The organism is Streptomyces sp. Q6 (genome assembly GCF_036967205.1).
Lineage (GTDB): Bacteria > Actinomycetota > Actinomycetes > Streptomycetales > Streptomycetaceae > Streptomyces > Streptomyces citrinus.
Window position 1 is genome coordinate 6756577 of sequence record NZ_CP146022.1, and the last position, 23364, is coordinate 6779940.

16 protein-coding genes and 2 pseudogenes are annotated in these 23364 nt (G+C 73.4%); 10 read left to right on the forward strand and 8 right to left on the reverse strand.

From position 1 onward, the window contains the following. The first annotated feature begins 1 nt into the window (after position 1). The 5 genes and pseudogenes from V2W30_RS31325 (at position 2) to V2W30_RS31345 (ending at position 5433) form a co-directional block, all read left to right on the forward strand. Positions 2–1068: pseudogene (locus V2W30_RS31325) on the forward strand (PucR family transcriptional regulator). Positions 1069–1142: 74 nt separating this feature from the next. Then, entirely contained in the window at positions 1143–1967 is an 825-nt protein-coding gene (locus tag V2W30_RS31330; RefSeq protein WP_338701811.1) for an alpha/beta hydrolase, read from the forward strand. Positions 1968–2199: 232 nt separating this feature from the next. After that, entirely contained in the window at positions 2200–3318 is a 1119-nt protein-coding gene (rsgA, locus tag V2W30_RS31335; RefSeq protein ID WP_338701813.1) for a ribosome small subunit-dependent GTPase A, read from the forward strand. Positions 3319–3535: 217 nt separating this feature from the next. After that, a pseudogene (locus tag V2W30_RS31340) lies at positions 3536–4946 on the forward strand (DNA-3-methyladenine glycosylase 2 family protein). Then, on the forward strand, positions 4936–5433 hold the full coding sequence (locus V2W30_RS31345; protein WP_338701815.1) for a methylated-DNA--[protein]-cysteine S-methyltransferase: 498 nt from the start codon (positions 4936–4938) through the stop codon (positions 5431–5433). The pseudogene V2W30_RS31340 and the gene V2W30_RS31345 overlap by 11 nt, the downstream one beginning before the upstream one ends. A gap of 168 nt (positions 5434–5601) precedes the next feature. Here V2W30_RS31345 and V2W30_RS31350 read toward each other — a convergent pair whose 3' ends face one another. The 5 genes from V2W30_RS31350 to V2W30_RS31370 form a co-directional block, all read right to left on the reverse strand. Beyond that, a complete protein-coding gene (locus V2W30_RS31350) occupies positions 5602–6246 on the reverse strand; it encodes a response regulator transcription factor (RefSeq protein WP_338701817.1) in 645 nt (214 codons plus the stop codon). Then, positions 6237–7340: a sensor histidine kinase gene (locus V2W30_RS31355; protein WP_338701819.1), complete on the reverse strand. Its 1104-nt coding sequence runs from the start codon at positions 7338–7340 to the stop codon at positions 6237–6239. The genes V2W30_RS31350 and V2W30_RS31355 overlap by 10 nt, the downstream gene beginning before the upstream one ends. Before the next feature lie 47 nt (positions 7341–7387). Further along, positions 7388–8071 (reverse strand): DedA family protein, encoded by a 684-nt coding sequence (locus tag V2W30_RS31360; protein WP_338701821.1) that lies wholly within the window; start codon positions 8069–8071, stop codon positions 7388–7390. Between the two features lie 170 nt (positions 8072–8241). After that, complete coding sequence (locus tag V2W30_RS31365; protein WP_338701823.1) at positions 8242–8724, reverse strand: DUF456 domain-containing protein; 483 nt, start codon at positions 8722–8724, stop codon at positions 8242–8244. A gap of 59 nt (positions 8725–8783) precedes the next feature. After that, a complete protein-coding gene (locus tag V2W30_RS31370; protein WP_338701825.1) occupies positions 8784–9764 on the reverse strand; it encodes a helix-turn-helix domain-containing protein in 981 nt (326 codons plus the stop codon). A gap of 206 nt (positions 9765–9970) precedes the next feature. Between V2W30_RS31370 and V2W30_RS31375 the strand changes: the two genes are divergently transcribed. The 4 genes from V2W30_RS31375 (at position 9971) to V2W30_RS31385 (ending at position 17073) form a co-directional block, all read left to right on the forward strand. Continuing rightward, positions 9971–13768, forward strand: a complete 3798-nt coding sequence (locus V2W30_RS31375) for a S8 family peptidase (RefSeq protein WP_338701826.1) — start codon at positions 9971–9973, stop codon at positions 13766–13768. 347 nt (positions 13769–14115) lie between these two features. After that, positions 14116–14430 carry a hypothetical protein gene (locus tag V2W30_RS41695; protein ID WP_425244617.1) on the forward strand — a complete coding sequence of 105 codons (315 nt, stop codon included), beginning with the start codon at positions 14116–14118 and terminating at the stop codon, positions 14428–14430. Next, the gene (locus V2W30_RS41700; RefSeq protein ID WP_425244711.1) at positions 14427–15191 is read left to right on the forward strand and encodes a protein phosphatase 2C domain-containing protein; all 765 of its coding nucleotides are present in this window, start codon (positions 14427–14429) and stop codon (positions 15189–15191) included. The genes V2W30_RS41695 and V2W30_RS41700 overlap by 4 nt, the downstream gene beginning before the upstream one ends. 136 nt (positions 15192–15327) lie before the next feature. After that, the gene (locus V2W30_RS31385; protein ID WP_338701827.1) at positions 15328–17073 is read left to right on the forward strand and encodes a pyruvate dehydrogenase; all 1746 of its coding nucleotides are present in this window, start codon (positions 15328–15330) and stop codon (positions 17071–17073) included. Positions 17074–17093: 20 nt separating this feature from the next. Here V2W30_RS31385 and V2W30_RS31390 read toward each other — a convergent pair whose 3' ends face one another. Continuing rightward, positions 17094–20207 (reverse strand): alpha-mannosidase, encoded by a 3114-nt coding sequence (locus V2W30_RS31390; protein ID WP_338701829.1) that lies wholly within the window; start codon positions 20205–20207, stop codon positions 17094–17096. Between the two features lie 175 nt (positions 20208–20382). Here V2W30_RS31390 and V2W30_RS31395 point away from each other — a divergent pair, with 175 nt between their 5' ends. Further along, positions 20383–20889 (forward strand): ATP-binding protein, encoded by a 507-nt coding sequence (locus V2W30_RS31395; RefSeq protein ID WP_338701831.1) that lies wholly within the window; start codon positions 20383–20385, stop codon positions 20887–20889. 47 nt (positions 20890–20936) lie between these two features. Here the strand turns inward: V2W30_RS31395 and V2W30_RS31400 are convergent, their stop codons facing one another. Together V2W30_RS31400 and V2W30_RS31405 are read right to left on the reverse strand one after the other, a co-directional pair. Continuing rightward, positions 20937–22010, reverse strand: a complete 1074-nt coding sequence (locus V2W30_RS31400) for a DUF2637 domain-containing protein (protein ID WP_338701833.1) — start codon at positions 22008–22010, stop codon at positions 20937–20939. Positions 22011–22250: 240 nt separating this feature from the next. Further along, positions 22251–23105, reverse strand: a complete 855-nt coding sequence (locus V2W30_RS31405; RefSeq protein WP_338701835.1) for a (2Fe-2S)-binding protein — start codon at positions 23103–23105, stop codon at positions 22251–22253. Between the last annotated feature and the right edge of the window lie 259 nt (positions 23106–23364).

Below are 23364 nucleotides of genomic sequence, written 5' to 3' on the forward strand. Positions count from 1 at the left end.
CATGGCGACGACGGCACAGGACATACCCGACGAGTACCTGGCGGGCTATGCCGACATCGTCGGCCGCGCGGCGGCGACCGGCCGCCGGCTGACGCGCGACGAACTGGAGTCGCGCCGCGCGCTGGGGAGCGGGCCGCCGAGGCCGGACTCGCCCTGCGCGCGCTGATCGCCGCCCACCTCACGACGGCGTCCCACTCGCTCGAACTCGGCGGCTCCACCACCACCGAAGCCGTCCTCGCGGCGAGCGCGCAGGCCGTCGACGCGCTCATCGAGGGGTACGAGCGGGCCCAGCGCCACACGATGCGTCAGGAGGAGGCGGCCCGCCGCGAGTTCATCGACGACCTTCTCTACGGCCGCAGCGACCTCGGCCAACTCGCCGAGCGCGCCGAGCGGTTCGGGCTCCGCCTCTCCGCCGCGCACGCGGTCGCGGTGGCCGAGGGTGAGTCCGCGCACGGCGAGGGCGACCCGGTGCTCCGCTCGGTCGAGCGCTCCCTCATCGCCCGCTTCGGCGACCGCAGCATCCTGCTGACCACCAAGGACGGGCGCCTTGTCTGTGTCGCGCCCGGCGACCAGGACGAGATCCTCGCCTTCTTCGCCAAGCAGGCCTACGTCGCCACCGACGGCGGGAAGGTCGCGATCGGCCGCCCGCACTCGGGTCCGGGCGGCGTCGTGCAGTCCTACGAGGAGGCACTGAGCGCCCTCGACCTCGCCGCCCGCCTCGACCTCGACGAACCCGTCCTGCGCTCGGCCGACCTGCTCGTCTATCCGGTCCTCACCCGGGACCGGCAGGCCATGGCCGAGCTGGTCGGCAGCGTCCTCGGCCCGCTGCGGCACGCGCGCGGCGGCGCGCAGCCCCTGCTCGACACCCTCGCCGCCTACTTCGACGCGGGCTGTGTCGCCGCCGAGGCGGCCCGTCGCCTGTCGCTGAGCGTGCGCGCGTTCACGTACCGGCTGGCCCGCATCCACCAGCTGACCGGCGCCGATCCGGCGGACCCCGTCCACCGGTACGCGCTCCAGACCGCGGTGATCGGCGCCCGGCTCCTCGACTGGCCGGCCCGTCAGCTCTGACGCGCCAAGAATTTATACAGACGTATTAGACGAGCGTATTGAACAACCGTATAGATCTGGGCTACGGTCGAGCCATGGACATCGACAAGGACATCGAGACCAGCACCACCGCCCGGCGCTCCGCGCTGACGATCGCGGGCCGCACCCTCTCCTACGTCGACTTCGGCGGCCCGGGGCGTCCGCTGCTCGCCCTGCACGGGCACATGTCGGAGGGCATGTCGTACGCCGACCTCGCCGCCCGCCTCGCCCCCGAGTGGCGGGTCATCGCGCCCGACCAGCGCGGCCACGGCGCCTCGGACCGGGCCGCCGACTACAGCCGCGAGGGGTACCTCGAGGACGTGGAGGCGCTCCTGGACCACCTGGGTCTGGACCGGGTCGCGCTGCTCGGCCACTCGCTCGGCGCGATCAACGCCTACCAGTTCGCCGCCCGCAGGCCCGACCGCGTCACCGCCCTGATCAACGCCGAGGGCTGCGCCGCACTCGGCCTGGACGGCGCCAACCCCCTCGCCTTCGTCCTGAACTTCCCCGAGCGGCCCGCCCCCTCCAAGGAGGAGTTCGTCGCCGGGCTCGGACCGTTCGCCGCGCACTTCGAGCCCCTCGTCCACCAGCTCCCGGACGGCACCTGGGGCCTGCCCTTCCACCCCCGGGACATCCACGACTCCGAGGACCGGGTGCACGGCGACCACTGGGCCGACTGGACCGCCTCCGCCTGCCCCGCCCTCCTGGTGCGCGGCAGCAAGGGCGGCGTACTCCCCGCCGACCAGGCGCGGCAGATGATCGCCCGGCGCCCGCACACGCGCCTGGTCGAACTGGAGACGGACCACTTCGTGTACGCCGGCGACCCCGTCGGCTTCGCGGACGCGGTCCGCGACTTCCTGCGGACGACGCCGGCCCGGTGACGGCGGCCAAGGCCGATAAACAGGTGGAGGGCGCCGGGGGAGACGGCTATCGTCGTGCCCGTTCCCGCGGCTCCTGCCGCCGCTGACTCTGTGAGACATGGGAGGTGTCGACCGATGGCTGTCGCTGCCACGGGCGTTGCCCGCATCCGGAAGTTCATCTCGTCCTCCTCCCTGGCCGCCGGCTGAGCGACTCCTTCTTCAGCGCCGGGGCCACCCTCTGAAGGGTCACCCCTTGTCTCACAGCACTTCGCACCACTCCGCGCACAGCGGCACCACCGACTCCCTCCTCCCGTACGGCTGGGACGACCAGTGGGCCGCCGCGTTCGCCCCGTACGCCGAGCGCGGGCTCGTGCCCGGCCGTGTCCTGCGCGTCGACCGCGGGCAGTGCGACCTCCTCACCTCCGAAGGCGTCGTGCGCGCCGACACCGAGTTCGTCGTGCCCCGCGACCCCATGAAGGTCATCTGCACCGGCGACTGGGCCGCCGTCGACCCCGACGGCGGCGACCCCCGCTACGTCCAGGCGTTCCTGCCGCGCCGGACCGCGTTCGTGCGGTCCACCTCGTCCAAGCGGTCCGAGGGGCAGATCCTCGCCGCGAACGTGGACCACGCGATCATCGCGGTGTCCCTGGCCGCCGAGCTCGACCTCGGCCGCGTCGAACGGTTCCTGGCGCTGGCCTGGGAGTCAGGGGCGCAGCCCCTGGTCGTCCTCACCAAGGCCGACCTCGTGCCCGACCCGGTCGGCCTGTCGTACCTCGTCTCCGACGTCGAGACCAGCGCGCCCGGCGTGCGCGTGCTGCCCGTCAGCGCGCTCGACGGGGCCGGCACCGACGTGCTGCGGTCCGTCGTCTCCGGCGGCACGTCCGTACTGCTCGGACAGTCCGGCGCGGGCAAGTCCACCCTGGCGAACGCGCTGCTCGGCGCCGACGTCATGGACGTCCAGGCCGTCCGCGACATGGACGGCAAGGGCCGCCACACCACGACCACCCGGAACCTGTTCGTGCTGCCCGAGGGCGGCGTCCTCATCGATACGCCGGGGCTGCGCGGCGTCGGTCTGTACGACGCCGAGTCGGGCGTCGAGCAGGTCTTCGCCGAGATCGCCGCGCTGGCGGAGGACTGCCGGTTCCACGACTGCGCGCACACGGTGGAACCCGGCTGTGCGGTGATCGCCGCCCTGGCGGACGGGAGGCTGCATCAGCGGCGTCTCGACAGCTACCGGAAGCTGCTGCGCGAGAACCGGCGGCTTGCCGCCCGGACGGACGCGCGGGTCCGGGACGAGATGCGGCGGGTCTGGAAGCAGCGCGGGAAGCAGGGGCGGGACGCGATGGAGGCGAAGCGGGGGCGGTTGATCTAGGGGCGCGGATCCAACTGCCGGGGGCGGTTGCGTGGCGTCCGCGGGCCGGTGGAGGGCTGGGCGCGGGGAGTCGCGGCGCAGCCGCATGCTCCAGGGGCGCGGGGAACCGCGCGCTCAGCCCCCACCGGCCCGCACCCGGCGACGACACCCCCGAACGCACCGCCATGTCCGATTCCCGCCAGCCGAGCGCACCGCGGCGCGCGACACTGGGTGCGTGATGATCGATGAAGACACGCGCTACCAGGCCGTCCGCAGCCGCGACGCCCGGTTCGACGGGGAGTTCTTCTTCGCTGTCGAGACCACCGGGATCTACTGCCGCCCGAGCTGCCCCGCGGTCACCCCGAAGCGTCAGAACGTGCGGTACTACGCGACGGCCGCCGCCGCGCAGGGCTCCGGGTACCGGGCCTGCCGGCGGTGTCGCCCGGACGCCGTACCGGGGTCCGCCGCGTGGAACGTACGGGCCGACGTCGTCGGACGGGCGATGCGGCTCATCGGCGACGGCGTCGTCGACCGGGAGGGCGTCGGCGGGCTCGCCACCCGCCTCGGCTACAGCGCACGCCAGGTCCAGCGCCAGCTCACCGCCGAGGTGGGCGCGGGCCCCGTCGCGCTCGCCCGCGCCCAGCGCGCCCACACCGCCCGCGTCCTGCTCCAGACCACCCCGCTCCCCGTCACGGAGATCGCCTTCGCGGCCGGGTTCGCCAGCGTCCGCCAGTTCAACGACACCGTCCGCGAGGTGTACGCCCGCACCCCCACACAGCTCCGTGCCGACGCCCCGGGGCGCGCCGCCGACCGCCGCGCCGTCGCCTCCGCCGCGGGCATCCCGCTCCGGCTGGCCCATCGCGGCGCCTATCGGTCGACGCCCGTCTTCGATCTCCTGGGGCGTGAACGCGTAGCAGGCATCGAGGAGTTGAGCGGCGCCGTCGGCTCCCGCGTCTTCCGGCGCACGCTGCGACTCCCGTACGGCACCGGCATCGTCTCCGTCGACGAGGCCGGGCACGAGCAGCCCGGCGCGCAGGCCGAGCACCGCGGCGGCTGGCTCGACGCCCGGATCCACCTGACCGACCTGCGGGACCTGACCACCGCCGTCGGGCGGCTGCGACGCCTGTTCGACCTGGACTCCGACCCGTACGCCGTCGACGAGCGGCTCGGTGCCGACCCGTGGCTCGGCCCCCTGGTCGCCGCCCGGCCCGGACTGCGCTCGCCCGGCGCCGCCGACCCCGACGAGGCCGCCGTCAGGATGCTCGTCGGGCCCGCCGAGTCCGCGCGACTCGTCGACCGCTACGGCAAGCGGCTCGACGCACCCTGCGGGGGCCTCGGCCGGGTCTTCCCCGCCCGACGCCCTCGTCGACGAACCCGGCACGCTGGGCGCCCTCGCCCGCGCGCTCGCCGACGGGCGACTGCGCCTCGACCCGGGCGCCGACCGCGACGACGCCGAGGCGGCGCTGCGCGCGCTGCCCGGTATGGACGCGCGGACCGCCGCCCTGATCCGGCTGCGCGCCCTCGGCGACCCGGACGTGGCCGTCCCCGGCGACGACGTGCCCGCCGCCGACGCGTGGCGCCCCTGGCGCTCGTACGCCCGCCATCACCTCATCGTGGACCGACAGCAGAAGGACAGTCGTGAACACTGACCCAGAGACGATCCGCTTCGACACCATCGCCAGCCCGCTCGGTGAGCTGCTGCTCACCTGCGACGCCACCGGCGCCCTGACCTCGCTGTCCGTCCCCGGGCAGAAGGGCGGCCGCACCGTCCGGGAGGGATGGGTGCGCGAACCCGCCCCGTTCGCCGAGGCCGCGCGGCAGCTCGACGCCTACTTCGCCGGCCGGCTCAAGGAGTTCCACCTGGAGTTGCGGCCGGAGGGGACCGCGTTCCGGCGGCGCGTGTGGGACGCGCTCGACGACGTCCCGTACGGCGCCACCACCACGTACGGGGCCGTCGCCGCCCGGATCGGCGCCTCCCGCGCCGCCGTACGGGCGGTCGGCGGGGCGGTCGGCGCCAACCCGCTGCTGATCGTGCGCCCCTGTCACCGGGTGATCGGATCCGACGGCGCCCTCACCGGATACGCGGGCGGCCTGGAGCGCAAGGTCACGCTGCTGACCCTGGAGGGCTCCCTCTGACGGGCGGCGGCCGGCTCCCGCCGGGGCCCAGGGCGAGCGCCGCCCGACGCGCCGCAGCCCGTCCGCGTCGAGGACACCGGCCCCGGCGCCCGTCGCCGGGCCGTCCGTCCTCGCGAGCCACAGCCTGACCGCCCCCGACGGCTCCAACTCCCCCAGGGAGCACGCCCTTTACGCCTCCAGGTAGCGCAGGACCGCCAGGATCCGCCGGTTGTGCCCGGTGGTGCGGGGCAGGTCCAGCTTGTCGAAGACGGCGTTCAGATGCTTCTCCACGGCGCTGAGCGAGAGGTGGAGGCGCTCCGAGATCCCCGCGTTGGTGTGGCCCTGCGCGAGCACCTCCAGGACGTCCCGTTCGCGCGGCGTGAGCCGGGTCAGGGGATCGGTGCGGGTGGTGCGGCCCATCAACTGCCGCACGACTTCGGGGTCGATGACCGCGTGGCCCGCCCGGATCCGCTCCAGCGCGTCCAGGAACTCCTCGACCTGCGCCACCCGGTCCTTGAGCAGATAGCCGATGCCCTCGGCGCCGCCCGCCAGCAACTGCGCCGCGTACGTGCGCTCGACGTGCTGGGACAGGACCAGCACGCCGGTCTCCGGGCGCCGTTCGCGGATGGCCAGCGCCGCCCGCAGCCCCTCGTCCGTGTGCGTCGGCGGCATCCGGATGTCGACGACCACGGCGTCCGGTCCATGGCGGTCCACGGCCTCGGGCAGCCCGTCGGCGTCGCCGAACGCGGCGACGACCTCGTGCCCCTCCTCGGCGAGCAGCCGCACCAGGCCCTCGCGCAGCAGGGTCGAGTCCTCGGCGATGATCACGCGCACGGCAGCTCCGCGGTGACGGTGGTGGGTCCCCCTGCGGGGCTGTCGACGCGCAGCCGGCCGTCGAGCGCCTCGACGCGGCCGCGCAGTCCGCTCAGTCCGGTGCCCGCCGGATCGGCGCCGCCGCTGCCGTCGTCCCGTACGGACACGCCCAACACGCCTGCCCTGACGGACAGTTCGACGGTGACGGTGGTGGCGGCCGCGTGTTTGGCGGCGTTCGTGACGGCCTCGGACACCACGAAGTACGCGGCGGTCTCGACCGGGCCCGGCAGCGTGTGCGGCACCGCGTACGACAGCCGCAACGGCACCGGGCTGCGCTCCGCGACCCCGCCGAGCGCCTCCCGCAGCCCGAGCCCGTCGAGGGCCGACGGATAGACCCGCCAGGCCACTTCGCGCAGCTCGGTGAGGACGGCCAGGGACTCCTCGTGGGCCTGACGCAGGAGCGCATCGGCCTGCTCCGGGGTGCGGCCGGGGCGGCGGGCCCGGCCGAGCAGCATCGCGAGCGCGACCAGGCGCTGCTGGAGGCCGTCGTGCAGATCGCGCTCGATGCGGCGGCGCTCCGCGTCGACGGCGTGCACGACCGCGGCGCGGCTGGTGGCGAGTTCGTCGATGCGGCGGCGCAGGAGTTCCCGCTCCGACGGGCCGAAGGTGTCGCGGGCCAGACGGGCGTCGAGGGCGTACAGCGAGCGCAGCCCCTGGACGCCGAGGAAGAGCAGGGCACCGCCGAGCAGGAACTGCCACAGGAGTTCGACGGCGCCGACCCGGCCGGTCACGACGGCGGCCGCGAACACCCCGGCCAGGACGACCCCGAACGCGAGCAGGGCGAGCGTGACCGCCGTGACCGTCCCCGAGTACGCCCGCTGGGCGACGTACCGCACCACCTGAGCGTCCTGCGGCGTGTGGTGCAGCGGGAAGCGGTCGTCGAAGAGGGCGGTGCGGCGGCGCCGGTCGACCGCGGCGATCCGGCGGGCGCCCGCGCTCAGCGCGGCCCCGGCCCGCGGACGGGTGCGCGGCCACAGGAGGCACGGCCCGAGGACCGCGCCCGCGACGGCGAGGTACAGCAACCCGGCGAGCGCGCTCGCACATCCGAGGAGCACGCCGGCCCCTCTGCGTCCCACCCTCGTCACCCGCACGGACGTCGAGCCTAGCGGTCCTGCCGTGCGCGCGGCCGTGCCTCCCGGTGCTTCCCGCGCCCCCGCAGCCGGACGACGAGGTACGCGGTGACGGCGACGACCGCCGCCCCGAGCACCACCTTCGAGACGACGCCGACGTAGGTCTCGACCAGGTCCCACCGGTCGCCCAGCCAGTAGCCGGCGAGCACCAGGACGGAGTTCCAGAGGAGCGAGCCGACCGCTGTCAGGGCGAGGAAGACCGGCAGCCGCATCCGCTCCACGCCCGCCGGGACCGAGATCAGGCTGCGGAAGACCGGGACCATCCGGCCGAGCAGCACCGCCTTGGTGCCGTGCCGCTGGAACCAGGCCTCCGTGCGCTCCAGATCGGAGATCTTCACCAGCGGGATCCGCGCCCACACCGCGTACATGCGCTCACGGCCGATGAGCCGGCCGATCCCGTACAGCGCGGCCGCGCCGACGACGGAGCCGAGCGTCGTCCAGAACAGGGCCGAGGCGAGCGAGATCACGCCCTGCCCGGCCGCGAAGCCGGTCAGCGGCAGGATGACCTCGCTGGGCAGCGGCGGGAACAGGTTCTCCAGGGCGATCGCCAGTCCGGCGCCCGGACCGCCGAGCACGTCGACCAGGCGGGCGGCCCAGCCCGCGATGCCGCCGGTGGGTTCCGCGGCGGCCGCGGCCGGTGTCACAAGGTGCGTCACGAGGTCTCCAGGCGTGGGCGATCCGGTCCGTCCGAGGCGGCGCCCCGGACTCCACCCAGGCTAGAAACCGCAGCTCAGCACCGTTACGAGGGTAACCGTTCGGCAAAGTGCGGTGATCCGCGCCGCCCGCCCCGCGGTTTTCCGCAGGGTCCCCGGCGCCGCACGAGGGCTCAGCCCCAGATCACGGCCCCGAGCCACGCCCCCACGATGAGCAGGCACGCGAACAGCTCGGCGAGGACGCTGGAGCCGCCCGCCCGCATCGCCGTCCGCGTCGACGCCACCGCGTCCCCGTGCCCGCCGAGGCGCAGCCGCTCCGACACGTAGATACCGCCGATGAAGCCGGGGATCGCACCGATCACCGGGATCACGCAGAACCCGACGAGCGCGCCGAGGCCCATCCACAGGCCGAGCTTGCGGGTCGCTCCCGCCTGCCGCAGCCGGCGCGGGGGGAGCTGCCAGCGCAGGACCTGGGAGGCGAGCAGGACGGCGGTGGCGCCGACGAGGACACCCCACGCCAGGCCGTTGGGGTTCCGCAGCGCCCACACGGCGACCGCGGCCCAGACCAGCCACGAGCCGGGCACTCCCGGCACCAAGACTCCGCACACGCCGAGCGCCATCACGGCTCCGACCAGCAGGAGTTCCCACGCTCCCATGAAGGAAGCGTGCCACGGTCAGGGCCCGGCGGCGCGGCCAGCGGGAGGCGGGCGCGGGCTCAGCGAGCCACCCAGCCCCGCTCGTACGCGTGCCATCCGAGCTGGAGCCGCGTGGCCACGCCCGCCAGTTCCATCAGCCGCTTCACCCGCCGCTGCACCGTGCGCATCCCGAGGTCCAGCTGCTTGGCCACGCTCGCGTCGGTCAGCCCGGCGAGCAGCAGGGAGAGGATCTCCAGGTCCGTGGCGTCCGGTCCGTCGGGGCCGACCGCGTCCACCCGCCCGCTCTCGCCGAGCCGCAGCGGGAGCGCTTGTCGCCACACCGCCGCGAAGAGCCCGGAGAGCGACTCCAGCAGGCCGCTCGCGTGCACCACGAGCGCCGCGGGCTCGGCGGCGCGGGAGGTGAGCGGCACCAGCGCGAGCGCGCCGTCGGCGATGACCAGCTTCGTCGGCACCCGGTCCACGACCCTGACCTGCTCGTCCCGCCCGATCGCCGCCGACAGATCGGTCAGCCCCTCGGGCAGCGAGAGCACCTCGCGCTCGATCACCACCCGGTAGGAGACGCCCCGGCCCACCGCGTTCAGCTCGGCGTCGTTGTCGCCCGCGGGCACGACGGCCGGGGCGCCCGTCACCAGCGCGCACACCTCCGTCGCCGCGCCGAGCTGGATCTGGAGGAAACGCCGGGCCACGGCGTCCGCCCCGGTCACCACCTCGACCAGGTCGTGCGCGGCCGGTTCGACGGCGCGGGCCCGGAACTCCTCGGCGAGCCGGGCCGCCGCAAGCTCCGCCTTCTCCAGCTCGTGCCGCCGCTGGATGAGGAGCGCGCCGAGCGCGATGCCGGGCGGCGCGGCCACCCAGCGCTCGGGCCGGCCCGGCGACCGGGCGGCGAGCCCCTGCCGTTCGAGGACACGCAGCGCGCGCTCGGTCTCGTGATCGGGGACGGCGAGGGCGCGGGCGAGATCCGGCACGTCCGCCGCGCCCGCGGACACCAGCATCCGGTAAGCCGCCTCGTCCGTGCCGTCCAGACCTATCGCACCCAGCATGAATCGCCGCCCTCCCCTGCGACCGGCCGGACGCCCCGACGGAACCTCTCGTTCCATCCCTCGTGGCGGTATCCGGCCATGGCATATACCCGCCGCGCTCATCATCCCTGCAACACCTGCCCCTCTGCCAATGTGAGGCCACCGCAGCACCACGTGAACGCCACCGGAACCTGAACGTTTCCGGATCTTTGGGATGGGGAGCACCGATGCGCGCGATATCGCGGACCGGCCTGGGCGCGGCGATGGCCGCCGTCCTCGCCGTCACCGCCGGAGGACCTACGGTGGCCGACGCCACCCCGGGCGCCTCCGGTTCCTCCGGCGACAGACCCCTGGTCGGCAGCGAGACGGCCCAGGCGAAGACGAAGACCGACGCGAGCGGCAACGCCGTCGTCACCCTGGTCACCGGCGACCGGGTCCGCGTCACCCGGGACGCGAAGGGCACCCCGACCGCGGCGCTGCTGCCCGGCGAGGACGGCTCCGAACCCGTCTACCGGACCCACCGGGTCGGCGACGACCTCTACGTCTACCCGGACGGTGTGCAGCAGAAGATCGACCAAGGTCTCGTCGACGCCCAGCTGTTCAACGTCACGGGGCTCGTCGCCCAGGGCTACGACGACGCCCACACCAAGACACTCCCCGTCATCGTCGGCTACGACGAGTCCGCCGACATCGCCCGCTCGCTGCCGGCCGAGCCGCGCGCCGCCGAGCGCACCCACCGCCTCGACGTCATCGACGCGGTGTCGTACCGGACCGACAAGAAGAAGACGGCCGACTTCTGGGCCGACGTCACCAGCCCGCGCACCCGCTCCGGCAAGCCCGTCGAGAAGGTGTGGCTGGACGCCAAGGCGCGGTCCACGATGGCCGATTCGACGCGGCAGATCGGCGCCGACACGGCCTGGGCCGCCGGCTACACCGGCAAGGGCACCAAGGTCGCCGTCCTCGACACCGGCGTCGACGCCGAACACCCCGACCTCAAGGGGCAGGTGACGCAGTCGAAGGACTTCACCGGCTCCGACAACGGCACCGCCGACGTCGTGGGCCACGGCTCGCACGTCGCGTCCACCGTCGCCGGCACCGGCGCCGCGAGCGACGGCAAGGAACAGGGCGTCGCCCCGGGCACCGACCTGCTCGTCGGCAAGGTCCTCGGCAACGACGGCTCCGGCTCCGCCTCCGGCATCATCGCCGGCATGCAGTGGGCCGTGGACTCCGGCGCCGACGTCGTCTCCATGAGCCTCGGCTCGTCCGCGCCGATGCCGACGTGCGACGACCCGATGAGCACGGCCGCGCAGGCCCTCGCGAGCAAGAGCGACGCGCTGTTCGTGATCGCCGCGGGCAACCTGGGCCGGAACAACAACACGGTCTCCTCGCCCGGTTGCGCCCCCGACGTGCTGACCGTCGGCGCCGTCGACAGCGCCGACGACACCGCGTACTTCTCCAGCCGCGGCCCCGTCGCGGGCACCCACACCCTCAAGCCGGAGATCGCCGCGCCCGGTGTCGCCATCAAGGCCGCGGCGGCGAACGGCCGGGGCGTGTACGCGTACACCTCCATGTCGGGCACGTCGATGGCGACGCCGCACGTCGCCGGTTCCGCCGCGCTGCTCAAGCAGAAGCACCCCGACTGGAGCGGACAGCGCGTCAAGCAGGCCCTCGTCTCCTCCGCCAAGAGCGACCTCTCCGGTGACGTGCGCGAGACCGGCGGCGGTTCGCTCCGCGTCGACCAGGCGCTGAAGCAGACCGTGCTCGGCGCGGGCTCCGTGCAGGGCGGCACGTTCGACTGGCCGCAGTCCGCGGGCGACCGGACCTCCGTCGACGTCCCGTACACCAACACCGGCGACAAGCCGGTCACGCTCGACCTGGCCGTCTCGCACGTCACCGGCAACGACGGCACCACCGTGCGCTCCCGGATCGCCTCCCTCGGCCGCAGGACCGTCACCGTCCCGGCGGGCGCGACCGTCGAGGTGCCCCTCGCCCTCGACCCGGCGGCCGGCCTCAAGGCGGCGCAGTACGGCGACATCACCGGCCGCGTCCTGGCCACCGGCCCCGGCGGCGTGCACGTCTCCACACCGTTCTCGCTCTACGTGCAGCCGAAGACGGTCCGGCTCACCGTCAAGGTCGTCGACCGCAACGGCGACCCGGCGGCCGGGGTCTCCTCCCTCGACGTGATCGGCACCGACGACGCCACGGGCAGCATGCTCTCCAACGACGGCGCCGAGCAGCAGACCCTCGAACTGCGGGCGGGCGCCTACGAGGTGCAGGCCTTCATCGGCACCCCGGACGCGGGCGACAGCCCCAAGCTGTACGACTCGCTCACCTACATGGGCCGCCCGCAGCTGAACCTCACCAAGGACACCACGCTCGTCCTCGACGCCCGTGAGGCGAGCCGCCTCAAGGCCGTCACGAAGGACCGCACGTCCGAGACTCGCGGCGCCGTCCTCGGCTCGTCGCGCACCTGGGACGACGTCTGGCTCTTCACCGACACCATCAGCGGCGGGCGCTCGATCCGCGGCTACTACGCGGACGTCCGCGGCGAAGCCACCGACGGCGACTACGCGTTCACCAGCATGTGGCGCAACGCGGCCCCGCTGATCAGCGAGTTCAGGACCGCCGACGGCACACGCCTGCACCCCTGGGCCGCCACGACGACCGCCGTCAACCTCGACGGCACCGGCTCCGCCGAGGTCGTCGCCGCCGGCGCGGGCACCGCGGCCGACCTGGCCGCCGCCGGCGTCAAGGGCAAGATCGCACTGGTGAAGCTCGCGGACGACGCGACGAGCCTGTTCTCCATCGCCGCCGCCGCGAAGACGGCGGGCGCCGTCGCCGTCATCGGCTACCACGACAGCGCCACCCGCTGGACGCCCGCGTCCGGCTTCGTCGCCCCGGACGTGCCGATCCTGTCGCTGCCCGCCGACGAGGCGAAGGCCCTGGCCGCCGCCCCGACGAAGGTCACGTGGAAGGCCACGGCGTCCAGCCCGTACATGTACAACCTCGTGCACACCGAGGACGGCGAACTCACCGCGCCGCGCACCTACGCCGCGCACGACCGCGCCCTGGCCCGCGTCGACTCGACGTACACGGCGGCCGGTGTCGCCGCCGACTTCTCCGACACGACGGTGGTCACCACGGCCGGCGGCGTGAGCGCCGTCCCCGACAGCTTCGCCACGGTGCGCGCGCCCGGCGGCCGGGCCGAGTACTACACGGCCGGCGACGACGTCACCTTCGAGCGGATCCTCGGCTCGTCCTTCCCGTTCGGCGAGACGATGATCGGCGGCGCCAAGAGCTACGCCAAGGGCGCCCGCCTGAAGGAGCGTTGGTACGACGGCGTCCTGGTGCCGACGGCCGCGCAGGACGCCGCCGGTGACGAGATCCTCGTCGGCGAACGCCAGGGCAACCTGATCGGCGTCAACTTCAACGGCGCGTACTGGCGCGACGGCAGCCACTACGGAGCCCCCGGCTCGTTCGGCGACTTCGGCGGCGTCAGCCTCTCCCGCGACGGCGAACTCGTCGGCTCGTCGCCCTGGACCGCCGGCGTCTTCGAGATCCCGGCCGGGAAGAGCACGTACGAGCTGACGCTGACCACGCAGAAGGGCGGCTCGCCCGCCCGCTTCTTCCAGCGCTCGTCGCCGGTGCGGACGGTCTTCACGTTCACCTCGCAGGAGAAGCCGGACGTCTACTCCCAGGGCCTGCCGCTGCTCTTCCCCAAGTACGGGATCCCCGAGGACGGCATGAAGACCCTCGCGGCCAGGGACGGCCAGACGATCTCGCTCTCCGCGACCGGTCACCAGGGCTACACGCCCGCCGACCTCACCGCGGCCGAGGTGGCGTACTCCTACGACGGCGGAACCACCTGGACCGAGGCGAAGACGCGCCGCGCCGACGGGCGTTGGACGGCGACCGTGAACCACGCGGCAGCCTCCGGCAAGCAGGTCACCCTGCGCACCACGCTCACCGACGCCAAGGGCGCCTCCGTCACGCAGACGGTGACTCGCGCCTACGACGTGCGCTGAGCGAGGCGCACTGAGCGGCGCGCGGTGAGACCGGTCCGCCGGGCGGTCCCCCTCGGGGGTGGGACCGCCCGGCGGACCTTTTCGTGCAAGCGCCGTTTCCGAACGCCCTCATCGGTGGACAATAAGGACATGAGTCATCAGGGGGAGAGGCCCGCCGGTCGCCGTGCCCAAGAGGACGACTGGTGGGGGCAGTTGTACGAGGACGAAGCGGCCGCGGCCGACACCGGACCCGCCAGGGCGCCGGACACCTTGGACGACCGCTTCGCCTCGGCCGGCGCGGTGGCCGCTCCACCGGGCCCGCCGGGCGTCCCGGCACCGCGCGCCGAGCCCGACCACGGGGACTGGCTGTGGGCCCAGCCCCCGCCCCGCCGGAGGTGCGCACCGACGAGGCCCCCGCCGCCGAGCCGGTGCCTCCGGAGCCCTCCGCCACGGACACCGCCGTCGCCGTCCCCCCGGTCACCGTCCCCTACGTCGGTGACGGCCCGCCCACCTACGACGCCGAGCCCACCGCGCTGCCCCCGCCGACCCGGAGGACCTGGACGACCTGGTCGCCGACACCGTCCTCGACGGCGCGCGGTACGGCAGCTCCGTCCTGCGCGCCGTCTCCGTCCGCGGGGACTCCGCGCGCTACCGCGGGGAGCCCCGGCGCGACAGCCTGCTGACCGCGCGGTTCGGCAGCGGCTCCGACGCGCTCGTGCTCGTCGCCATGGCCACCGGCGCCCGCGCGACGCCGGGCGCCCACCGGGCCGCCGCCGAGGCGTGCGCCTGGATCGGCCGCGCCGTGGGACTCAGCCACGCGCGGCTCGCCGAGGACATCAGGGCCGGGCGGCGCGGCGACCTCAAGTCGGGGCTGCACCGGCTCACCGACCGCAGCCTGGGCAAACTGCGGGCGGGCGCCACCGAGCAGGGCCTCGACCCGGAGGAGTACGCCGCCACGCTGCGCTGCCTTCTGGTGCCGGCCGACCCGAAATGCCGCACCCGCGTGTTCTTTGGGGTCGGCGGAGGGGGTCTGTTCCGGCTCAGGGACGGCGAGTGGCAGGACATCGAGCCCAGCACCGCCGAGCAGAGCGGCGCCCCGGTCATGGGGTACGGCTCGCTGCCCGCGGCGGAGACCCCCGAGGGCGACCGGCTCACGATGGACCTCGGGATCACGACGCCGCCCAGCCCGTACGAGCCCGCTCCGCGGCCGCCCCGGGACCCGTTCCGCTTCCGGGCGTCCGTCGCCCGTCCGGGGGACACGCTGCTGCTGTGCACGGCAGGCCTCGCGGAACCGCTCCGCGGCGAGCCGGAGCTGTCGTCCCACCTCGCCGCGCGGTGGGCGCCCGCGGACCCGCCGGGACTCGCCGCGTTCCTCGCCGACACCCAGGTGCGGGTCAAGGGGTACGCGGACGACCGCACGGCGGCCGCCGTCTGGGAGACATGACGGGCGCGGGGAACCGCGCGGCCGTCGACGATCCCGACGCCCCGACAGCGCCACCCCAGAGGCGGGACCGCCCCGCGTGTGACTACATGGAGGGAACGACACCTACGCGCGGGACGCCGAAGGGGCGAGTGAAGTCATGGCCAAGCAGAACGTCGCCGAGCAGTTCGTGGACATCCTGGTCCGCGCGGGCGTCAAGCGCATGTACGGCGTCGTCGGAGACAGCCTGAACCCCGTCGTCGACGCCATCCGCCGCGACAGCGCCATCGACTGGATCCACGTACGCCACGAGGAGACCGCCGCGTTCGCCGCGGGCGCGGAAGCCCAGATCACCGGCAGGATGACCGCCTGCGCGGGCTCCTGCGGACCCGGCAACCTGCACCTCATCAACGGCCTCTACGACGCCCACCGCTCCATGGCCCCGGTGCTCGCGCTCGCCTCCCACATCCCGTCCAGCGAGATCGGCCTCGGCTACTTCCAGGAGACCCACCCCGACCGGCTGTTCGCCGAGTGCTCGCACTACAGCGAGATGATCTCCAGCCCGCAGCAGATGCCCCGGGTGCTCCAGACCGCCATCCAGCACGCCGTCGGCCGCAGTGGTGTGAGCGTCGTGACGCTGCCCGGTGACGTCGCCGACCAGGCGGCTCCGGAGAAGTCCGTCGAGACCGCCATCGTCACGTCACGGCCGACCATCCGCCCCGGCGACGCCGAGATCGACAAGCTCGTCGAGATGATCGACGCGGCCGACAAGGTCACGCTGTTCTGCGGCAGCGGCACCGCGGGCGCGCACGCCGAGGTCATGGAGTTCGCCGAGAAGGTCAAGTCCCCGGTCGGCCACGCCCTGCGCGGCAAGGAGTGGATCCAGTACGACAACCCGTACGACGTCGGCATGAGCGGGCTGCTCGGCTACGGCGCCGCCTACGAGGCCACCCACGAGTGCGACCTGCTGATCCTGCTCGGCACCGACTTCCCGTACAACGCGTTCCTGCCGCAGAAGGACGTCAAGATCGTCCAGGTCGACGTCCGGCCCGAGAACCTGGGGCGGCGCTCCAAGCTGGACCTCGCCGTGTGGGGCGACGTCCGCGAGACGCTGCGCTGCCTCACTCCGCGCGTCCGGCCGAAGTCCAACCGCCGCTTCCTCGACAAGATGCTGAAGAAGCACGCCGACCAGCTCGAAGGGGTCGTGAAGGCGTACACGCGCAAGGTCGAGAAGCACACCCCGATCCACCCCGAGTACGTCGCCTCCGTCCTCGACGAACTCGCCTCCGAGGACGCCGTGTTCACGGTCGACACCGGAATGTGCAACGTCTGGGCGGCGCGCTACATCTCGCCCAACGGGCGGCGCCGCGTCATCGGTTCGTTCTCGCACGGCTCGATGGCGAACGCGCTGCCGATGGCGATCGGCGCCCAGTTCACCGACCGGGAGCGGCAGGTCATCTCCATGTCGGGCGACGGCGGCTTCTCGATGCTGATGGGCGACTTCCTGACGCTGGTCCAGTACGACCTGCCCGTGAAGGTCGTCCTGTTCAACAACTCCTCCCTGGGCATGGTGGAGTTGGAGATGCTCGTCGCCGGGCTCCCCTCGTACGGGACCACCAACAAGAACCCCGACTTCGCCGCCGTCGCGCGGGCCGCGGGCGCGTACGGCGTCCGCGTGGAGAAGCCGAAGCAGCTCGCGGGCGCGCTGAAGGACGCCTTCCGGCACAAGGGCCCGGCGCTCGTGGACATCGTCACCGACCCGAACGCCCTGTCCATCCCGCCGAAGATCAGCGCCGAGATGGTCACCGGCTTCGCCCTGTCCGCGTCGAAGATCGTGCTCGACGGCGGCGTGGGCCGCATGGTGCAGATGGCCCGCTCGAATCTGCGCAACGTGCCGCGCCCCTGACGCGAGGGCGCGGCACGCCCTCACGCCGGGCGCAGTCGCAGGGTCAGGATCTGGAACGGGCGCAGGGCGAGGGTGAGCCCCGCGGCCGACGTGGCCGCGGCCCGCAGCGGACGCTCCAGGAGGTCCGTCTCGTCGGCACCCGCGACCGGGAACCCCGCCGTCAGCGTCGCCGCCGCGCGCCCGCCCCGCGACTCGTACAGCCGCACCACCACATCGCCGCTGCGGTCCTCGGCGAGCTTCACCGACTCGACCGTCACCGCAGGATGGTCGACCGAGACGAGCGGCGCGATCTCGGGCGCCGACGCGATCCGCAGCGGCAGATTGAGCGCGAGCCCCTCGGCCACCGCGTCACCGGTCGTCGCCCCCGGCGCCAGCGCGTACGTGAACCGGTGCGTGCCGAGGTCGGTCTCCGGGTCGGGGGAGTGCGGCGCCCGCAGCAGCGTCAGCCGGACCGTCGTGCCGAGGACGTCACCCTCGTGCCGGGTGCGGGTCACGTCGTGGCCGTACGTCGAGTCGTTGACGAGCGCGACCCCGTACGCGTCCTCCGCCACCCGCAGCCAGCGGTGCGCGCAGATCTCGTAACGCGCCGCGTCCCAGCCGGTGTTGGCGTGCGTGGGGCGCCGCACGTGCCCGAACTGGATCTCGGCCGCCGAGTGCTGCGCGTGCACGTCCAGGGGGAACGCCGCCTTGAGGACCTTCTCCGACTCCTGCCAGTCGATGTCCGTGACGATGTCCAGGCGGCGGCTGCCGGCCGCGAGCCGGTACTCCTGGGTGATCCGGGACTTCCCGAACGAGCGGATGACACGCACCGTGACCCGCAGCGGCCCGTCCTCCACCAACTGCACCGACTCCGCCCGGGTGAGGTCCGTGCCGGTGTGCCGGTAGTGCGGGTCCAGGTCCCAGGCGTCGTACTGGGTGGGGTGGTCGGGGTGCAGCTGGAGGAGGTTCCCGCGCGCCCCCGGGGCGATCACCTCACGGCCGCCACCCCGCACGTCCCGTACGGAGGTGAGGAGTCCGTCGCTGTCGACGGTCACGCTCAGATGCTCGTTCGCCAGCACGATCGCGTCGGCGTCGACGGTCGCCGCGGCGTGCGCTCCCGGCCCGTGGGGGTGCGCGGCGGCCTCGGTGAGGTCACGGGCACCGAGCCCGGCGACATCCACCTGCACCAACCGGCCGTCGTGCGCGACGACTTCGCTGCGCCGGTACGGGGAGGAGTTCAGCGCCGCGGGAACGCCGGGCCCCAGCCGCCGCACGGCCTCGGCCGTGATCTCGTCCAGCTCGGCGAGGACGCGGGCGTACGTGTCGCGGGCCTCCCGGTGCACCCACGCGATCGACGAACCCGGCAGGATGTCGTGGAACTGGTGCAGCAGCACCGTCTTCCAGATCCGGTCCAGGTCGTCGTACGGGTATGCGTACGACGGGTCGCGCAGCGCGGCCGCCGTGCACCACAACTCGGCTTCGCGCAGGGCGTGTTCGGAGCGGCGGTTGCCCTGCTTCGTCTTCGCCTGTGTCGTGTACGTGGCCCGGTGCATCTCCAGGTAGAGCTCGCCGGACCAGACCGGCGCCTTCGCCGCGTACTCCTCGTGCGCCGCCTCGAAGAACGCCGACGGCTTCTCGATCTCGACGCGCGGCGACCCCTCCAGGGACTTCAGGCGGCGCGCCTTCTCCATCATCTCGCGGGTCGGGCCGCCGCCCCCGTCCCCCCAGCCGAACGGCACCAGGGAGCGGGACGCGCCGCCCTTCTCCGCGAAGTTCCGCTCCGCGTGGGCGAGTTCATGGCCGTGGAACTGCGAGTTGTACGTGTCCACGGGCGGGAAGTGCGTGAAGACGCGGGTCCCGTCGATGCCCTCCCACCAGAACGTGTGGTGCGGCATCTTGTTCGTCTGGTTCCAGCTCAGCTTCTGCGTCAGGAACCACTTCGCGCCCGCCAGCTTCGCCAGCTGCGGGAAGGCGGCGGTGTACCCGAAGGAGTCCGGCAGCCAGATCTCCTCCGTCTCGACCCCCAGCTCGTCGAGGAAGAACCGCTTGCCGTGCACGATCTGCCGGGCCAGCGCCTCACCGCCCGGCATGTTCGCGTCCGACTCCACCCACATCGAGCCGACCGGCGCCCAGTTGCCGTCCGCGACCGCCTTCTTGATGCGCTCCCAGATGTGCGGCTGGTGCTCCTTCACCCATGCGTACTGCTGCGCCTGCGAGCACGCGAAGACCAGCTCCGGGTAGTCCTGGGCCAGCGCCGTGACGTTCGCGAAGGTGCGGGACGCCTTGCGGACCGTCTCGCGCAGCGGCCACAGCCACGCCGAGTCGATGTGCGCGTGCCCGGCCGCCGAGACGCGGTGCGCGCTCGCGTGCGCGGGCCGGGCGAGGACCTCGGCCAGCTCCGCGCGCGCCGCCTCAGCCGTGCCCGACACGTCGTGCAGATCGAGCGCGTCCAGCATCCGCTCCAGGGCCCGCAGGATGTCGTGGCGGCGGCCGCGGTCCGCGTCCAGCTCGTGCATCAGCTCGGACAGCACCTCGACGTCGAGCGCAAGATGCCAGACGGCCTCGTCGAGTACGGCCAAGTCGGCAGCGCGGAATCGGTAGATGGGCCGATCCCCGGCCGTCAGGACGTCACCCACATAGGTGGGTTCGAAGTCCCGCAGGACCGTCGGATTGGCGGCCGCCTCCAGCAGCAGACGCACCGGTTCGCCCCCGACCGCCGGGGCGGCGATCGTCAGATGCCGGTTGCGCGGATGGATGCCCTTCAGCGGGACGCCGGACGCGTCGTACAGCAGCCCCTCCGCCTGGAACCCGGGGCCCTGTCCGCTGAACCCGGGGTCGAGGACCGCCTCCACGTGCCGCCCCGCCCACTCCTCGGGCACCCGCCCCTCGATCCGGAACCAGGTGGTCGACCAGGGCTTTCCCCAGGCGGTGCCCGGTTCGAAGGGCGCGTACTCGGCGGCGAGCGCCTGCGCGACGGGCACGGTCGGCCACGCCGTCGCCTCCGCTCCGGCGGGGGCGGCTTCCTCGCCGGAGCGGTCGGGCGCGTGCCAGGCGCTCAGGGTCAGCGGTACCCGCGCCGCGTATTGCGCGGGCCGCACGAACTGGCGCATCGCGCGCTCCAGTCGTCCCTCCACGAGGTGTCGGTCGTCGTGCACGGCGGCTCCTTCCGATGCGTGTCCCCACCCCTCCTTCCCCGGGTGGTGGACGAATCAACAAGAGTGCCGACATGCGCACGGGGCATGCATCCCCGTGTACGCGTTCGAGAGAGCAGTCCGAGCAGCACACATCGGTAGTGAGAAGGGCATCGGGATCGCTGTGTGGGCGGGGGTCATGAAACGGCAGGCACGAGGGGGCGGCCCGATCAGTATCGGGGGCCCTCCGACTACGAGTACGCAGGAAGCGACGGCCGACGGCGCGGAACCGGGGGACGGGGCGCCGCGACATCTCACGCGCAAGCTGGGCAGGGCGGACCTGAGGGCCGTGCCCGAGACCCGGTGCGCGCTGCGCGAACTGCTCCACCACTGGGGCAGGCCGGGAAGATCGGAGATAGCCGAGCTGCTCACGAGCGAGCTCGTCACCAACGCGCTGGTGCACACCGACCGCGAGGCGGAGCTCACGGCGACCGTGGGTCCGCGCGGGCTACGGGTGGAGGTGAGGGACTACGCGGGACACCGCCCCGAGCTGCGGGTACCGAACGCCGACGACGGTACGCACGGCACGAGCGGGCGCGGTCTGATCCTGGTGCAGTCCCTGGCCGACGCCTGGGGCGTCCTGGCGCCCGGCGGGGCGAGCGCGGGGAAGGTGGTGTGGTTCGAGCTGAACGGCGACGCCGTGTGAGTCCACGACGCCGCCGTGTCCGGTGGCCCTGACGCCCTGACGGGGCGTCAGCCGAACTGCTGCTCAAGGTCCTTGAGCTTCCGCTCCAGCGTGTCCAGACGCGGCAGCGCCTGCGTGTCGTCCTCCGCCGTCAGATCGACGGTGACGGAGGACGGCTGCTCAGCGCCGCTCCTCACGGCCTGGAGAGAGGGCCGCGCGCGCAGCGGTAGCTCGTCCTGTGAGGGCTGGGTTCCCGGCGATATGGCGGGGTCCGCGACCTGCGCGGACCCCGCTGCCGGGGCCACGGCCGGCACCTCCACCTGGCGTCCGCCGCGTCCCGTGAACGAGCGGTGCCCCCGGCTGAGCGCCCGCAGCTGCGCGCGCTCCAGCTTCTGGTGCTCGCGCTGCCGCATCCGGTTCTGCACCTTCTGCCGCTTGTCCTCGCGCACCTCGTCCACCGCCTCGTCCAGCGTGCGTACGCCTTCCAGGAGCATCAGCGACCAGGCGCTGTACGTCTCCCGGGGGGCGCGCAGCCACCGCACGATGCGGATCTGCGGCAACGGCCGCGGCACCAGGCCCTGTTCGCGCAGCGCCGCGCGGCGCGTCTGCTTCAGGGCGCGGTCGAAGAGCACCGCCGCCGACAGCGACATCCCCGCGAAGAAGTGCGGGGCGCCCGCGTGGTCCAACCCCCGTGGCGCGTGCACCCAGTTGAACCAGGCGGCGGCCCCGGCGAACGTCCACACGAGTATCCGGGAGCCGAGGGCGGCGTCACCGTGGCTGGCCTCGCGCACGGCGAGCACGGAGCAGAACATCGCCGCGCCGTCGAGCCCGAACGGGACGAGGTACTCCCAGCCCCCGGACAGGCTCAGGTTCTGCCGGCCGAAGCCGACCAGGCCGTGGAAGGAGAGGGCGGCCGCGACGGCCGCGCAGCAGAACAGCAGGACATAAGAAGCGGTGCCGTAGACGGCCTCCTTGCGCCTGCGGCGCTCCTCGGTGCGCTCCCACGAGTCGTCGGACGACGATGCCGCGGTCTTCTCCCCGGCACGCTTGCCGCGCGCGAGCACCGCAACCGCCGCAAGGCCGCCCAGGAGCAGCACGGCGCCCGGAAGCAGCCAGTCCAGCGATATGTCGGTCAGTCTCATCTGGGGTCCCTTGCATCGCGAAAAAGTTGGTACAGCGCGAAGCGCTTCGTCGGAAGGGTGGTGGTGGGTGACGGGTGGGTGGAACGGGCGCCATATTGGCGCAGCCGTCCGAGCCCGCAGGGCGTTTCGGGACAAGAGAACGCCATTGGAGTGCGAGGGGGCGTGCAAAGCGGTCGTACGCTCGAACTCCCGCCGGACAAAGGGAAGTTGAGTTCGAATTGCGTCACCCGTAAGGGTGGTTCAGGCTGCGGCGGTCGCGGTGAGCTTCGTGACGCGGTCCGCGTCGCAGGTCCGCGGGCAGGTCACGCAGGTGTCCTCGGGGCGCAGCGTGTAGAAGAGGCAGCAGCTCGCGCGGTCACGGGTCGGCAGCGACTCCCCGTTCGGGCCCGTGAGTTCACGGAAGGCCGCCTTGCCGACGTACGGCTTCGTCGTGCCCGGCAGCAGCTCCTCCAGCTCGGTCATCGCGCGCCGCTCCTCGCCGAGCAGATGGCCGACGTACCAGAGGCCCTCGACGATCTCGTCCGTCGCCATGCCCCACAGGGCGCGCGGCCCGCGCCGCATCCGCGGTCCGAAGCCGCTGAGGACGGGCTGGAGGTGCTCGGCCACGGCCGCCCTGACCTCGGCGCGCAGCGCCTCCTCGTCCGGGACGACGTGCGCGCCGGGCAGGGCCGCCGCCGGGTCGTCGGGCAGGCAGGCGAAATCCGTGACGCGTACGGCCATCCGGCCGAGCGCGCGCTGGAAGGAGACGTGTGCCGCGGGGAAGCGGGGCACGCGGCGGTGCAGGAACCAGGGGACCGTGATGAGGAGGCAGGCGGGCCAGGCGTAGCGGTGCAGACCGAAGCTGGCGACCACGTCGGGGCGGGCCTGCTGCCCGTAGTCCTTGAGGACCTGTGCGTCGTCCCACGCCAGGAACGCGTCGAGTGCGGCGCCGCCCTCGGCGAGCTGCCGGGTGCCGACCCAGCCCGCCCCCTCCGGCAGCCGCTCGCCGGGCGCGAGCTCGCCGATGCGCAGACTCGGGAACACCTCGGTGAGGCGGGCGTACGCGGCCGTGACCGCGCTGTGCGTCGCGGCGGGCGCCGGGGTGACGAGGGTCATGCAGGGACCACCGAATCACGATCGTTTGCAGGTAAGCCTTACCTTACCCGAAGGATTCGGGGTTTGAACTGCGGCCCGAGCGGCCTATCGTTCTTCGTTGAGCTTCGGACAAACGGCGAGGAACGGCTAGGAACGGCGGCGAAGGGGATGACCGGGGTGGAGCAGGCCAGACCGCGCACGGCGGCTTTCGGGGTGCCCGAGCAGCGGTCCGCCACGACATGGGCCGCGGCGCCGCCGGCCGTCGAGCGCAGCCGGGGCG

Coding starts and splice junctions, on each gene's coding strand:
- V2W30_RS31330 (WP_338701811.1), top strand. CDS start 1,143: ATGGACATCGACAAGGACATCGAGACCAGCACCACCGCCCGGCGCTCC.
- V2W30_RS31365 (WP_338701823.1), bottom strand. CDS start 8,724: ATGGGAGCGTGGGAACTCCTGCTGGTCGGAGCCGTGATGGCGCTCGGC.
- V2W30_RS31370 (WP_338701825.1), bottom strand. CDS start 9,764: ATGCTGGGTGCGATAGGTCTGGACGGCACGGACGAGGCGGCTTACCGG.
- V2W30_RS31375 (WP_338701826.1), top strand. CDS start 9,971: ATGCGCGCGATATCGCGGACCGGCCTGGGCGCGGCGATGGCCGCCGTC.
- V2W30_RS31385 (WP_338701827.1), top strand. CDS start 15,328: ATGGCCAAGCAGAACGTCGCCGAGCAGTTCGTGGACATCCTGGTCCGC.
- V2W30_RS31395 (WP_338701831.1), top strand. CDS start 20,383: ATGAAACGGCAGGCACGAGGGGGCGGCCCGATCAGTATCGGGGGCCCT.
- V2W30_RS31400 (WP_338701833.1), bottom strand. CDS start 22,010: ATGAGACTGACCGACATATCGCTGGACTGGCTGCTTCCGGGCGCCGTG.
- V2W30_RS31405 (WP_338701835.1), bottom strand. CDS start 23,105: ATGACCCTCGTCACCCCGGCGCCCGCCGCGACGCACAGCGCGGTCACG.